The organism is Streptomyces sp. NPDC052225 (assembly GCF_040679615.1).
GTDB lineage: Bacteria > Actinomycetota > Actinomycetes > Streptomycetales > Streptomycetaceae > Streptomyces.
Genome location: NZ_JBFAVD010000026.1, coordinates 65,750 through 79,611 on the forward strand (window position 1 = coordinate 65,750; position 13,862 = coordinate 79,611).

13 protein-coding genes are annotated in these 13,862 nt (G+C 70.9%); 6 read left to right on the forward strand and 7 right to left on the reverse strand.

The window, feature by feature from the left end; genetic code table 11:
• Positions 1–31: 31 nt before the first annotated feature.
• The gene (locus tag AB0L37_RS30585) at positions 32–910 is read right to left on the reverse strand and encodes a polyphosphate kinase 2 family protein (RefSeq protein WP_365512529.1); all 879 of its coding nucleotides are present in this window, start codon (positions 908–910) and stop codon (positions 32–34) included.
• Positions 911–1,155: 245 nt separating this feature from the next.
• Between AB0L37_RS30585 and AB0L37_RS30590 the strand changes: the two genes are divergently transcribed.
• Positions 1,156–1,896 (forward strand): alpha/beta hydrolase, encoded by a 741-nt coding sequence (locus AB0L37_RS30590; RefSeq protein ID WP_365512532.1) that lies wholly within the window; start codon positions 1,156–1,158, stop codon positions 1,894–1,896.
• 49 nt (positions 1,897–1,945) lie between these two features.
• Here the strand turns inward: AB0L37_RS30590 and AB0L37_RS30595 are convergent, their stop codons facing one another.
• Positions 1,946–3,340, reverse strand: a complete 1,395-nt coding sequence (locus AB0L37_RS30595) for an alkaline phosphatase PhoX (protein WP_365512535.1) — start codon at positions 3,338–3,340, stop codon at positions 1,946–1,948.
• A gap of 154 nt (positions 3,341–3,494) precedes the next feature.
• Between AB0L37_RS30595 and AB0L37_RS30600 the strand changes: the two genes are divergently transcribed.
• Positions 3,495–3,995 (forward strand): hypothetical protein, encoded by a 501-nt coding sequence (locus tag AB0L37_RS30600; RefSeq protein ID WP_365512538.1) that lies wholly within the window; start codon positions 3,495–3,497, stop codon positions 3,993–3,995.
• Between the two features lie 12 nt (positions 3,996–4,007).
• Here the strand turns inward: AB0L37_RS30600 and zapE are convergent, their stop codons facing one another.
• Positions 4,008–5,099, reverse strand: coding sequence for a cell division protein ZapE (gene zapE, locus AB0L37_RS30605; protein ID WP_365512679.1), 1,092 nt, complete (start codon positions 5,097–5,099; stop codon positions 4,008–4,010).
• A gap of 82 nt (positions 5,100–5,181) precedes the next feature.
• Here zapE and AB0L37_RS30610 point away from each other — a divergent pair, with 82 nt between their 5' ends.
• From AB0L37_RS30610 to msrB, 4 genes are all read left to right on the forward strand, one after another.
• Positions 5,182–6,003 (forward strand): pyrimidine reductase family protein, encoded by an 822-nt coding sequence (locus tag AB0L37_RS30610; protein ID WP_365512541.1) that lies wholly within the window; start codon positions 5,182–5,184, stop codon positions 6,001–6,003.
• A 144-nt stretch (positions 6,004–6,147) separates the two neighbouring features.
• Complete coding sequence (locus AB0L37_RS30615) at positions 6,148–6,621, forward strand: indole-3-glycerol phosphate synthase (protein WP_365512544.1); 474 nt, start codon at positions 6,148–6,150, stop codon at positions 6,619–6,621.
• A 109-nt stretch (positions 6,622–6,730) separates the two neighbouring features.
• On the forward strand, positions 6,731–8,137 hold the full coding sequence (gene murC, locus AB0L37_RS30620) for a UDP-N-acetylmuramate--L-alanine ligase (protein WP_365512547.1): 1,407 nt from the start codon (positions 6,731–6,733) through the stop codon (positions 8,135–8,137).
• Between the two features lie 11 nt (positions 8,138–8,148).
• Positions 8,149–8,556, forward strand: coding sequence for a peptide-methionine (R)-S-oxide reductase MsrB (gene msrB / locus AB0L37_RS30625; RefSeq protein ID WP_365512550.1), 408 nt, complete (start codon positions 8,149–8,151; stop codon positions 8,554–8,556).
• A gap of 10 nt (positions 8,557–8,566) precedes the next feature.
• On the opposite strand, the gene AB0L37_RS30630 is transcribed toward msrB, so the two are convergent.
• The 4 genes from AB0L37_RS30630 to AB0L37_RS30645 all read right to left on the reverse strand — a co-directional run bounded on the left by AB0L37_RS30630 (position 8,567) and on the right by AB0L37_RS30645 (position 13,861).
• A complete protein-coding gene (locus AB0L37_RS30630) occupies positions 8,567–9,418 on the reverse strand; it encodes a PRD domain-containing protein (protein WP_365512553.1) in 852 nt (283 codons plus the stop codon).
• 160 nt (positions 9,419–9,578) lie between these two features.
• Positions 9,579–11,606, reverse strand: coding sequence for a glucose PTS transporter subunit IIA (locus tag AB0L37_RS30635; RefSeq protein WP_365512556.1), 2,028 nt, complete (start codon positions 11,604–11,606; stop codon positions 9,579–9,581).
• Between the two features lie 237 nt (positions 11,607–11,843).
• A complete protein-coding gene (locus tag AB0L37_RS30640) occupies positions 11,844–13,091 on the reverse strand; it encodes a cytochrome P450 (RefSeq protein WP_365512559.1) in 1,248 nt (415 codons plus the stop codon).
• The gene (locus tag AB0L37_RS30645; RefSeq protein WP_365512562.1) at positions 13,088–13,861 is read right to left on the reverse strand and encodes an alpha/beta hydrolase; all 774 of its coding nucleotides are present in this window, start codon (positions 13,859–13,861) and stop codon (positions 13,088–13,090) included. Before AB0L37_RS30645 ends, AB0L37_RS30640 begins: the two co-directional genes overlap by 4 nt.
• Position 13,862 lies beyond the last annotated feature (1 nt).

Genomic DNA, 13,862 nt, shown 5'->3' on the forward strand with positions numbered 1-13,862 from the left:
TCCGGCCAAATTCAACCAGGCGTACGGCAGTTCACCGTCCGGCGAGCAGCCGCTCGCGGCACTCCTCGACATCGAAGCCGGCCTTCGGGTACTGCGGGTCCATCGCCTCCAGATGCTCCAACAGGAGCCTGCTGACAGCCCAGTTGCGGTACCACTTGCGGTCGGCCGGGATCACGAACCAGGGTGCCGCGTCCGTCGAGCACCGCTCCAGGGCGATCTCGTACGCCTCCTGGTACGCGGGCCACAGCGCGCGCTCGTCGATGTCGCCGGGATTGAACTTCCAGTGCTTGTCCGGGTTGTCGAGCCGTTCGAGCAGCCGTCGCTTCTGCTGCTCGTACGAGATGTGCAGGAAGCACTTCACGACGACCACGCCGTCGTCCACGAGGGACTTCTCGAACCGGTTGATCTGCCCGTAGCGCCGGCCGAGCTGACTGCGCGGCACCAGCTCCCGTACGCGGGCGATGAGGACGTCCTCGTACTGGGACCGGTCGAAGATGCCGATCTCGCCGGGCTCCGGCAGCGCCTTCACGACGCGCCACAGGAACGGGTGGTTGAGCTCCTCGCGGGTCGGCGCCTTGAAGGCCTTGATGCGGCAGCCCGAGGGGTTGAAGAGCCCGATCACGTGCTTGACGGTGCCGCCCTTCCCGCTGGTGTCCATGCCCTGGAGGATCAGCAGGACGCGCCGCCGGTCACCGGCGGAGCCCGCCGCCCACAGCCGCTCCTGGAGACCGGCGAGGCGCTCGCCCATCCGGGCGGTCGCGGCGGTCCCCGCCGCCTTGTCCGCGGGGCCGCCGGGTGTGCCGGCGGCGTCGTACGACGACAGGTCGATCCGCTCGCCCTCGGGGACGCGCAGCAGCTCGCGCAGCGAGCCGTCCTTCGCGGTGCCCTTCTTGTGCTTCTTCTTCGCCACGGCGCGCACCCCTTCAGGTCAGGTCCTTCCGATCCTGCGTCGGTATGCGGTCCGCCGCTACCCGGCCCGCGGAAAACCGTTTGGCGTCCGGTGAGGCGGCCTGTTAGCTTTCTGGCGGCCGTGCGAAAGAACGAGGAGGTGGTACCCGTGAACACACTGATGACATGGGTGCTCCCCTCTGGGGTCACGGCCGGGCGATAGGTCGTCCGGGAGCGCCGCACTGTGCACTCCCGAAAGGCACGACCATGCGTTTCACTTCCGAGCAGCGCCTCGACGACGGCATTCTCGAGCGCGAGTTCACCCTCGGCGACATCCCCGGCACCCTGTGGACGCCCGACTCCGCGTCCGCGTCCGCACCGGTCCCGCTGATCCTGATGTCCCACAACAACGGCCTGCCCAAGGCGGACCCCCGCCTCCGGGCCCGCGCCCGGTCCACCGCGGCCTGCGGGTACGCGGTCGTCACCATCGACGCCGCCGGATGCGGCGACCGGCCCCACACCGCCGCAGCCGAGCAGGCCCGCGCCGACCTGCGCCGGGCCATGCAGGCCGGTGAGCCGGCGGACAGGATCGACGAGATCTTCGAGGCCCTGATCGGCCCGCTCGTCGAGAACGCCGTCCCGGACTGGCTGACCACGCTGGACGCGGCCCTCGACCAGCCCGGCATCGGCGGCCCGGTCGGCTACACCAGCTGGACCGCCCTCGGCATCCGCCTCGCGACGGTCGAGCCGCGCATCAAGGCCGCCGGCTTCTTCGCCGGGGGCTATGTGCCGCGCGCCCGGCGCGAGGAGGCCCGGCAGCTCACGATCCCGCTGCTGATGCTGTTGCAGTGGGACGACCGGGGCAACCCGCGCGAGCGGGCCCTCGACCTCTTCGACGCCTTCGGCAGCGAGGAGAAGACCCTGCACGCGAACCTCGGCGGACACGTCGGCACCCCGTGGTTCGAGCTGGAGGACGGCAACCGCTTCTTCGGCCGGCACCTGAAGTGAGGCCGTGCTCGGGCCGGTGCCGCCGCGCGGCGGCACCGGCCCGAGCGGGTCACTTGTGCCAGGGGCCCGTCACGGCGAACGTCGTGCCGGGCTTGTAGCAGTTCACGTACATCGTGTCGCCGTCGGGGGAGAAGGTTACCCCCGCGAACTCGCCCCACTCGGGCGCCTCGGGCGTCCCGATGTTCTGCCGCCCGCGCGCCATCGCGTACACCTCGCCCTTCCTGGTCACGCCGAACACGTGCTGCGCGCCCTCGCCGTCCTCGCACACCATCAGGCCGCCGCTGGGCGCGAGGCAGATGTTGTCGGGCTCCTCGCCGGGCAGCTGCACGTCCGTGTCGGGACCGAAGACGATCACCAGGGTCAGACGGCGCGACGCGGGGTCGTACCGCCAGATCTGCCCGAAGTGGTCGGCGGCCGAGCCCTCGCGGCTGCGCGCGTACGACGACACGAAGTAGACGCTCGACCCGCCCCAGTAGCAGCCCTCCAGCTTCTGGGCGTGCGTGATGCCCTTCGGCCCGAAGTCCTGGTTGCGGATGGGGGTCTGTGCGGCCAGCGGGTCCGGCACGTCGACCCACTCGATGCCGTCGAAGGTGGCGCCGGTCTCCTGGACCGCGGACAGGTCGGGCACGCCCGGCACCCGCATCGCCTGGAGCTTGCCGCCCGCGCGCAGCGAACCGAGGCCGCCCTCGGGCTTGTTGGGCAGGAAACGGTAGAAGAGGCCGAACGGCGACTGGAACGCGTCCTCCGTCTCGTACACGACGCCGCGTCGCGGATCGATCGCGACGGCCTCGTGCTGGAAGCGGCCCATCGCGGTCAGCGGGACGGCGCCCGAGCGGTGCGGGTCGACGGGGTCGACCTCGAAGATGAAGCCGTGGTCCTTCGTGTAGCCGTTCGTGCCGGCCCGGTCCTCGGTCTCCTCGCAGGTGAGCCAGGTGCCCCAAGGGGTGTGCCCGCCCGCGCAGTTGACGGCCGTGCCGGCGATGGCGACCCGCTCCGACAGCACGTTCCCGTGCCGGTCGACGGTGAGCGCCGTACAGCCGCCCTTGCCCATCGGGTCGTACGTGATCCCTTCGACGGTCGGCACCTGGATCTTCGCGGTGACCCGGTTCTCGTGGTTGCGCACGAGGTGCACGCGGCCCTGTCTCCCGGCGATGGCGGTCATGCCGTCGTGGTTGCTCGGCACCGGCCCTTCCCCGGACCGCAGTTGGTCCCCCTCGCGGGAGAGCACCTTGTACGAGAACCCCTTCGGCAGGTCGAGCAGCCCGGCCGGATCGGGCACCAACGGCCCGTAGCCGCCCTTCCCCTGCGCCGCGGCCGACCCGGCGAACAGCTCGGAGACGGCCCCCGCGAAGGTGATGCCCACCCCCAAAGCGCCGGTACGGGCGAGGACTTGACGTCGTGTTGCGGACTGCCGTGCATCGGACGTACGAGTCGTGCGTGACATGAGAGCAACTTCCTGTTGGCGGACAGGACTGTGACCCGGCTGTGTCTATCACGCGCTCTCCGTCACGGGAACCACGCGCGTAGCAAGTGCAGTTGGGGGATGGTTACTCGTGTAGGTGCCCTATGCTCCGGCCCGGGAATCGGGGGACGTCGGGATGATGCTGAGAGCGGTCCGCATGGTGGACCGGGTGATGGTGCGGGCCCTGGTGCGCAACCAGCGGATGGTCGGCCGGCGGCGTCCGCCCTCGCGGTTCCAGCGCTGCGTCTGGCAGCATCCGGCGCGCACGGGAGGCCTGTTCGGGGCGGTGACGGCGGCGTCGCTGGTGGCCATCTGCCTGATCGCGGGGTGGCGCGTCACGCTGCGCGAAGCGCCCCTGCTCATCGGTGTCGGCGCGGGACTCGGGCTGCTCCTCGCGCTGTGCCTGCGGTGGGACCGCATGACGTACGAGGAGGTCGAACACGCCGAAGCCGCGGGGCCGCTCCCGGAGACTTCCCGGGGACGGCTCGCGGCCTGGTTCGGCTTCGTGTGGGCGGGACTCACGGTGCTGACGTACAGCGAGGACACGGGCTGGGCGGTCGGTGCGCTGTGCTGCGCCGTCCTGACGGCGCTGCTCGCCGCCGGGAACGCCATGGCGGTCCGGCGGCGCCGGAAATGACCCCGGCCGCCCTCAGTCCCGTACGAGCCCCTTCGCGTCCCGCGCCAGCGCCGTGAGCCGCGAGATCGCCCGGAAGTACTTCTTCCGGTAGCCGCCGTTCAGCATCTCCTCGCTGAAGAGCTGGTCGAACGGCGCGCCCGACGCGAGGACCGGGATCTCGCGGTCGTAGAGCCGGTCCGCGAGGACGACGAGGCGCAGGGCCGTCGACTGGTCGGGGACGGCCGAGACGTCGGTGAGGCAGACGGCCTTGAGGTGGTCCGTCAGGGCGCCGTACCGGCTCGGGTGCACCCGAGCGAGGTGCTCCAGCAGATGCGGGAAGTCGTCCAGCGAAGCGCCCTGCGTGGCGTACGCCGCCTTCGTGACCTGCTCGTCCGAGAACGGCGCCGGGGCCTCGGGAAGGCCGCGGTGCCGGTAGTCCTCGCCGTCGATGCGCAGCGGACGGAAGTGTGCGGACAGGCCCTGGATCTCCCGCAGGAAGTCGGCGGAGGCGAACCGGCCCTCGCCGAGCTTGCCCGGCAGTGTGTTCGAGGTCGCGGCGAGCGCGACGCCCGCGTCGACCAGCTTGCCGAGCAGGGTGGAGACGAGGACGGTGTCCCCGGGGTCGTCGAGCTCGAACTCGTCGATGCACAGCAGCCGGTGGCCGCTGAGCGTCTTCACCGTCTGCTGGAAGCCGAGCGCGCCGACCAGGTTCGTCAGCTCGACGAACGTGCCGAACGCCTTCTGCTCGGGCGCGGCCGGCGTCGCGTGCCACAGGGAGGCGAGGAGGTGGGTCTTGCCGACGCCGTAGCCGCCGTCGAGGTAGACGCCGCGCGGCCCGGCCGGAGCGGCGGGCTTCTTGCCGAAGCCGAAGAACCCGCGCTTCTTCCCGGAACCGGAACCGGCGCCCGAGGCGTGCGCGCCGCCGAGGCCCGCGGCGAATCCGCTCAGCACCTGAACGGCCTGCGTCTGGCTCGGCTGGTTCGGGTCGGGGATGTACGTCTCGAAGCGGGCGGTGCTGAACCGCGGCGGCGGCACCATCTCCGCGACCAGGCGCTCCGCGGGGACGTGCGGCTCACGGGCGCACAGGGACAGCGGCGCCGCGTCGGGTATGGGGCTGAGGCCCATCTGGCGGGACTCCCGGGAGTCGGCGGCTTCGGTGGATGACGACACAACTCCTCAGCTTAGTGGCCGTGCCACACTGCACGTCATGCGACGCCTGTTCCCTGTGACGTACGAAACAGCAGCTGACAAGGGGTACGAGGGTCAGGAGGTGGCGGAGGGGCCGGTGAGCCGGGAGTGGACTCTCGACGAGCTCGCCGACGCCTACGCCTATCCCGCCGACCCGGACGTGGACGTGTGGCTGCGTGCCAACATGGTCTCCACGCTCGACGGGGCCGCCCAGCACGACGGCCGCTCGCAGCCCATCTCCTGCCCTACCGACATGCGGATCTTCGGGGCCCTGCGCGGTCTCGCCGACCTGGTCGTCGTCGGCGCCCAGACCGTCCGCCAGGAGGGCTACCGGCCGGCCCGCGCCCGGGAGGCCTTCCTCGCGCGCCGGGAAGCGGCCGGCCAGGCTCCGGCGCCCTCGATCGCGGTCATCAGCGCGAGCCTCGACCTGGACTTCGACCTGCCGCTGTTCACCGACCCGCTGGCCCCGACGTTCCTGATCACCGGCGCGGGCGCCCCGGCCGACCGGATGGCTGCCGCCCGCAAGGCCGGCGCCGAGGTGCTCATCGCCGGCGAGGGCGCGACCGTCGACCCGGACCGTGCGGTACGGGCGCTCGCCGACCGCGGGTTCAAGCGGCTCCTGACCGAGGGCGGCCCGCGGATGCTGGGGCAGTTCGTGGCGGCCCGGGTACTCGACGAGCTGTGTCTGACGGTGTCGCCGCTGCTCACCGCGGGCGACGCGCAGCGCATCGCGGGGGGCTCGACCCTGGCAGTGCCGGAACGTTTCGAACTGGCATCTCTCCTGGAGGAGGACGGTTTTCTCTTCACTCGGTACCGTCGGAGCCGACACTCGGCGGAATGAGTCGTTCCGTTTAGCTTCCGCTGGGCACACTAAATCTCGCAGACCCCGTGCGGCCACGGGGCAGGATGGTTTCCGCAGGTCCGCTGGTCCACCCCGGAGGGTCGTCTCGAGGCGGCCCACGGTAGGAGAAGAAGGGCGCCCGTCGTGTTCACGAGCGTATTGATGATCGAGAAGGCCCTGACGTCTGCCGACGTGGAGTTCGTCACCACCTTGCACGGTGACGAGGAAGTCTCTTTCCACGTGCTGATCCAGCCCCGCGGCGACCAGGCGGACCGCCTGCTGCGGGCCATCGACGACGTCGCCATGGGTGAACTGGACGAGGCGGCGCGCGAGGACGAGGTCCCCGAGGGCGACGAGGCCAAGGCCCCCGGCGAGCAGGCCCTAGCGGTCTCCCTCGCGGCCCTGCACCAGGCGGGGTGCGCCGCCGAGGGCCGGTTCATCGAGGACCACCCGCTCGACGCCCTGAAGGCCCTGGTCGACGAGATCAAGGCGGACGAGGTCATCGTGCTGACCGACCCGCACTACGTCGAGGAGTTCTTCCACCGCGACTGGGCCTCCCGGGCCCGGCACAAGGTGGGCGTCCCGGTCCTGAAGCTGTTCTCGTACAGCAAGGCGTGAGGAGGACGGGGCCGAGGCGGGTCGGGGGAGGCAATAGGCTGACCCCGTCCGCCGTCGTTCGTGGCCGCGGATCCGGACACCCAAGCACGACCTCAGGGGAGCGACACGTATGGCACCCGGCCTGCCCACTTCTACCGCCGCCATGGACCGACCGCACTTCATCGGCATCGGCGGCGCCGGAATGTCGGGCATCGCCAAGATCCTCGCGCAGCGCGGCGCGCAGGTGGCGGGCAGCGACTCGCGTGAGTCCGCGACCGTCGAGGCCCTGCGCGCGCTCGGCGCCACGGTCCACATCGGCCACGCCGCGGACAACGTCGCCCCCGACACCACCTGCGTCGTGGTCTCCTCCGCGATCCGCGAGGACAACCCGGAGCTGGTCCGCGCGGCCGAGCTCGGCATCCCGGTCGTGCACCGGTCGGACGCGCTCGCGGCCCTGATGGACGGGCTGCGCCCCATCGCCGTCGCCGGCACCCACGGCAAGACGACCACGACGTCGATGCTCGCGGTCTCGCTCAGCTCGCTCGGCCTGAACCCCTCGTACGCGATCGGCGGCGACCTCGACGCCCCCGGCTCGAACGCGCTGCACGGCGAGGGCGACATCTTCGTCGCCGAGGCCGACGAGTCGGACCGCAGCTTCCACAAGTACCGGCCCGAAGTCGCGATCATCCTGAACGTCGAGCTCGACCACCACGCCAACTACGCGTCGATGGACGAGATCTACGACTCCTTCGAGATCTTCACGTCGAAGATCGTCCCCGGCGGCACGCTGGTCATCGCCGCCGACCACGAGGGCGCGGTCGAGCTGACCCGCCGCATCCGCGACACGACGTCCCTCAAGGTCGTCACGTACGGCGAGTCCGAGTCCGCCGACATCCGCATCCACAAGATCACCCCGCGCGGTCTGGCCAGCGAGGTGACGGTTCTGCTCGACGGCAAGCTGCTCACCTTCACCGTCTCGGTCCCCGGCCGTCACTACGCGCACAACGCGGTCGCGGCCCTCGCGGCGGGCGTCGCGCTCGGCATCCCGTCCCGGAACCTGGCGGGCGCGCTGAAGTCGTACACCGGCGTCAAGCGCCGCCTCCAGCTCAAGGGCGAGGAGAGCGGCGTGCAGGTCATCGACTCGTACGCGCACCACCCGACCGAGATGACGGCCGACCTGGAGGCGATGCGCGCGGCGGCCGCCGACTCGCGCCTCCTGGTCCTCTTCCAGCCGCACCTGTTCTCCCGCACCCAGGAGCTGGGCAAGGAGATGGGCGAGGCCCTCAAGCTCGCGGACGCCTCGGTCGTCCTCGACATCTACCCGGCCCGCGAGGACCCGATCCCGGGCATCACGAGCGCCCTGATCGTGGACGCCGCACGCGCGGCGGGCGCCGACGTGCAGCCGGCGGGCGACAGGACGGCGGCGGTCGAGGCGATCGCGGGAATGGCGAAGCCCGGTGATCTCGTTCTCACCATGGGCGCGGGCGACGTCACGGACCTCGGCCCGCGCATCCTGGACCACCTCGCACAGCGCTAAGAGGAGACCTCATGTCGTACGACGTCGAGAAGCCGGACGAGCAGTGGCGCGCGGAGCTGACCCCGGCGGAGTACGCGGTACTGCGCCAGGCCGGCACGGAGCCCGCGTTCGTCGGTGAGTACACCGACACCAAGACCAAGGGCGTCTACTCCTGCCGGGCCTGCGGCGCGGAGCTGTTCACGTCGACGGAGAAGTTCGAGTCGCACTGCGGCTGGCCGAGCTTCTACGACCCGAAGGACTCGGACGCCGTCGAGCTGATCGAGGACCGCTCGCACGGCATGGTGCGCACCGAGGTCCGGTGCGCACGCTGCGGCTCGCACCTCGGCCACGTCTTCGAGGGCGAGGGTTATCCCACGCCGACGGACCAGCGGTACTGCATCAACTCGATCTCGCTGCGTCTCACGGAGGACGAGGGCTGATCCGGGCGGCTCACGCCGCCTCGGCGTCGGCCTCCATCGTCATACGGGCCACGTGGAGCGCCAGGTAGGAGATCTCGTCGTCGCTGAGCTGCTGCCCCAGGCGCAGCTCGACGATGGTGGCCAGCTTCAGGGCGGTGCCCGTCGCCTCCGGGTAGTGCTGGCGGATGCCCTTGCCGATCGTGGACTCGTGGCCCTTGAGCTGGCGGTGCTGCTGGATCCGTACGAAGAGATAGCGCACGTGGGTGATGAACCGCGCCGCGCTCAGGGAGTCCTGCGCGACGTCGAGGCCGTACTGCTCGCGGACGACGGCGAGCATCTGCTGGATGACGCCGGTCATCGTGTACGTGAACGACAGATCGCCCGAGGCGAAACCGGCGTTGACCAGGTGCAGGGCGAGCGCGGTCGCCTCGGAGGGCTCCAGGCGCGGGTCGACCCGCTCGTTGATGGCCGCGAGGAGGCTCTGCGCCTGGGCGTACTCGGTGGGGTACAGGGCCTGCGTCTCTTCGCGCAGCGGGTACTCGACGACGATGCCGCGCTTGGCCCGGTCGAGCGCTCCGGCGACGTGGTCGGCCACCGCGATGGCGAGGGTCGGCCGGGTGGACTCGCGCCCCTCGATGCCGACCTCCTCCAGGGCGATGACGACGGCGCGCAGGACCTCCTCGCCGATCAGGGCGAAGACCTCGGCCAGATGGTCGGGGTCGCGCCCGTCGGCGGGGACGAAGACGCGCACGATCAGCGCCGGGTCGATGGGCTTGCCCTGCTGGGAGCTGAAGCCGATGCCACGCCCGGTGAGGATGACCTCCTGGCCCTGCTCGTCCCGTGCGAGGACCACGTTGTTGTTCAGGACGCGTAGTGCCTCCACCGGGCCTCCCTTCCGTCCGTGGTCCGTTGCCTGGTCCGATTCATGGTCCGATACCTGGTCGATGATCCCGTATCGTCCGCTGTTCGCGCCAACCGCCCCGTAACGGCGACGGTGCGCGCGCCCCGGTGAGGGACGCGCGCACCGTGCCGGTGGCGGGTGGTTATCGCCGTACGGTCACCACGGCGGCGCCGGCGGCGACGTCCTGCCCGGTGCGGGGCTCGACCGAGGCGAGCTCCGCGGTGTTGGGGACCGTCATGAGGGTCACGGTCGGGTGCTCCGCGGCGCGCACGGCGTCGAGGTCGACCTCCGCGAGGAGATCGCCGACGGCGACCTTCTGGCCGGACTCGACGCGGACGTCGAAGCCCTCGCCCTTCATCTGGACCGTGTCGATGCCGACGTGCACGAGCACCTCGACGCCGTCCTCGGTACGGATACCGAAGGCGTGGCCCGTCTCGACGACGGTGACCAGCTCACCGGCGACCGGGGCGACGATGCGGCCGTCGGCCGGCTCGATGCCCACGCCCTCACCGAGCGCGCGGGAGGAGAAGACGGGGTCGGGGACCTCGTCGAGGGAGACCACGCGGCCCGCGACGGGCGCCGCGATCTCGATGTCCTTGACGGTGGTGACGGCCTCGGCCGGGGCGGCCGCCGGAGTGTCGTCGCCGCGCTCCGCGGCCTCGGCGGCGTCGCGCTCGGCGTTGGCCTGGGCGCGGTCCTCCTTGGTGCGGAAGTCGGAGAAGTAGACCAGCGCCATCGACGTGAAGAAGGCCGCGGTGATCGCGATGATGTACGTGACCATCGGGTCGAAGACCGGGATGGTCAGCAGCGAGGTGAAGGCGAAGGCGTCGGTGTCGACACCGCCCATCACGCCGACGATGACGCCGCCGACGAGGCAGCCGACGAGCATGCGCGGGTAGATCCGCTTGAAGCGCAGGTGGATGCCGTAGAGCGAGGGCTCGGAGATACCGCCGAACAGACCCGCGGCGAGGGCGCCGGTCGCGGTCTGGCGCATCTCCTTCTCACGGTGGCGGACCGAGAGCAGCAGCACACCGGCGGTGGCGCCGAAGCAGGCGAAGTTCCACGCGCCCATGGGGCCCTGGATGAAGTCGTAGCCGAGGACGCTGATGTTCTGGAGCATGAGCGCGTTCAGCGGCCAGTGCAGGCCGAGCGGCACCAGGAACGGGTAGATCAGCGGAATCATGATCGCGAAGACGATCGGGGCGTTGTTGTTCATCCACGACAGGCCTTCACCGAGGCCGTTGCCGGCCCAGATGCCCATCGGGCCGATGAGGAACGCGGTGACCGGGATCATGATCAGCATGGAGAAGAACGGCACGAAGACCATGTGCACGCTCTCCGGGAAGATCCGCTGGAGACCCTTGTAGACCAGGGCGAGCAGGGCGACCATCAGCAGCGGCACGAAGACCTGGCCGCCGTAGTCGTTCAGCTGCATCGGCAGCCCGAAGACGTGCGCCACGCACTCCTGGGTGCCCAGGGTCGCGTTGGTGGTGCAGGTGATCCCGGGGATGCCCGAGTCCTTGTTGAGCATCCCGGTGAAGTTCGGGGTCATCACCGCGGCCATCACGGCGGCGCCGACCCACGGGTCGATCTTCAGCTTCTTGGCCGCGTTGTACGCGACGAAGATCGGCAGGAAGTAGAGCACCGAGCGCCACATGGCGTCGACGAACACCCAGGTCGCGGACTTGTCCGTGGCGCGGAAGTCGACGACGCCGATCGCGTCGAGCACGGACGCGATCGCGATGATCAGCGAGGAGCCGAGCAGCACACCCATCAGCGGGCGGAACGAGTCCGAGAGGTACTCGAAGAAGTTGTCGACCCAGGCGAACCTGCCGCGGCTCTTGGCCCGCATCTCGGCCTTGACCTCGGCGTCGGACTTCGGCTTCGCCGTGCCGCCCGCGGTCATCGACGGCAGGTTCATGAGCTCGGAGTAGACCCGGGCGACGGCACCGCCGATCACGATCTGGAAGCGGTCGCCCGACTGGGGCACGGTGCCCATGACGCCCTTGAGGGAGTCGAGGGCGGCCTGGTCGACCTTGGCCCCGTCGTGGAGCTGGAAGCGCAGCCTCGTCGCGCAGTGCGTGAGGCTCTCGATGTTCCCGGGTCCGCCGACGCCGCGGAGAATGCTCTCCGCCAGCGTCTCGGTGCCCGGAGCGGTGCTGCTGCTCATGATGCTTCCTCGCATCTCGGATCGTGCTCTTGCATCGGCTCGCGATCGCTCCCGCCCCGGGTCCGGGCAACAAAAAAGGCCCGGGCAACGCCAAACGGCGTTTCCCAGGCCTTGCCTCGCCTCACGATGACGACAACGTCTTCGTGGGGAGTAACAACCCTGTGATCGGGATCGATCGGCCGTCACTGTAGCACCGGGATAAGGGCCGAGCGGAAGACCTCCCGGGCGTGAGGCAGCTCACGCCTCCCGATGCACCGGCAGCTCCTTGATCCCGTTGATGAAGTTCGACACCAGCCGCCGGGGCGGCCCGGCCGGCCGCAGGTCGGGGAGGGCACGGGCCACCTCCTCGTAGAGGATCCGCAGCTGGAGCCGGGCGAAGTGCGCGCCCAGGCAGACGTGCGGGCCGTCGCCGAAGGAGACGTGGGGGTTCGGGGTGCGGTGCGGGTCGAGGCGGAAGGGGTCGGCGAAGACGCGCTCGTCGTGGTTGGCGGAGGCGTGCAGGACGACGACCTTGTCGCCCCTCGCGATTCGGGTGCCCGCGAGCGTCGTGTCCCGGGCCGCCGTGCGGCGGAAGGTCAGGACCGGCGGGTGGCGGCGCAGCAGCTCGTCGGTGAGGGTCGTCAAGTCCAGCTTGTTGGCTCGGAGTTGGGCGTACGTGGAGGGGTTCTCTGCCAGGAGGGACAGGCCGCCCGGGGCCGCGCTGCGGACCGTGTCGTTGCCCGCGACGGTGAGCAGGAAGAAGAACATCTGCCGTTCGGGCCCGGTGAGCTCGGGGTCCGTCGCGAGCGTCGTCATCACGTCGTCCGCCGGGTGGGCGCGCTTGTGGGCGGCGAGCTCGTCGGCGTACGCGAACATGTCGGCCAGTGCGGACGGGGAGCGCGGGTTCACCGGGCGCCCCGCGGCGTCGAGGACCGGCTGCGGGGCCTCGTCCGGGTCCTGGTAGCCGATGACCCGCCGCGTCCAGTGCAACAGCAGCGCGCGGTCGGACTCCGGGACGCCGAGGAGGTCGGCGAGGTTGAGGAGGGCGTAGTCGTCGGTGACCGTCGACACGAGGTCGAGGGTGGGGCTGCCGTCCGCCTCAAGTGCCTTGCGCAGCAGGGATGTTGCCCGGTCGCGGGCCGCTCGTTCGAACGCCTCCACCCGGCGCGGGGTGAACGCCCGGCTCACCAGGCGGCGCAGCCTGCCGTGGGCCGGCGGGTCCTGGTTGAGCATCATGCCGCGGATGAAGGGGAGGTCCGCCGGGTCCGGGTCGCGGATCTGGGTCGCGCCGACGTGCGAGGAGTATGTCGACGCGTCCTTCAGGACCCGGACCACGTCCGCGTGCCGGGCCACCGCCCAGAAACCCGGGCCCTCGGGCCAGCCGAGGACCGCCGGTTCCGCCTGCCAGGACACCGGGTGGTCATCGCGCAGCACGCGGTAGCGGTCGTGCGGGACCCCCGCCGCGTACAGGCGGGGGTCGAAGACGTCCGGCGGCCCGGGGGTCACGCGCCGTCCGCCCGCAGGAAGTCCTCCACCACCCTGATCAGCGCGAGCGGCGCCTCGTCCATCGCGTAGTGGCCGCACACCGGCAGATCGACCAGCTCGCCACGGACGAACCAGCGCAGCCACGTCTGCCGCATCAGGTCCGCCGACAGCGCCGGGTCGAGCTGACCGGTGACGGTGAGCGCGGGCGTCGTACAGCCTTCGAGGTCGGTGTGGAAGTCGTCGCCCGCCCACGAGTCCAGCCAGGCCCGGAACGCCTTCGCGTCGCTGACCGCCAGCGAGCGCTCGACCATGCGGTCCAGCCAGGCGGCGGGGCGGACGCCGCCCGTCGTGACGTCGAGGATGGCGCGGCGGTTCGCGGGCTCGGTGTCGGCGCCGGCGAACAGCTCCCACTGCTCGGGCGGCAGCGGCAGGCCCGAGGCCGGGACCGGGGAGACGCCCGCGATGCGCCGCACCCGCGCGCCCGCCCGCGCCACCACGCGCTGCGCCACGCTGCCGCCCATCGAGTGCCCGATCAGCGAGAAGCGCTCCCAGCCGAGCCGGTCCGCGAGGTCGATCACGTCGTCCGCCGCCTCGGCGGTCGTGTACGCGCCCGGCGTCCGGACCGCCTCCCCGTATCCGCGCAGGTCGACGAAGGCGTACTGGAAGGAGGCCCGGTCGAGGTCGGGGACGATCGGCGCGTACGCGGAACGGTCGGCGAACCAGCCGTGCACCGCGATGACCTTGTGCGGGCCGTCGCCGTGCAGTGCGTGGGGCAGCAGGAAGGAGGCCACG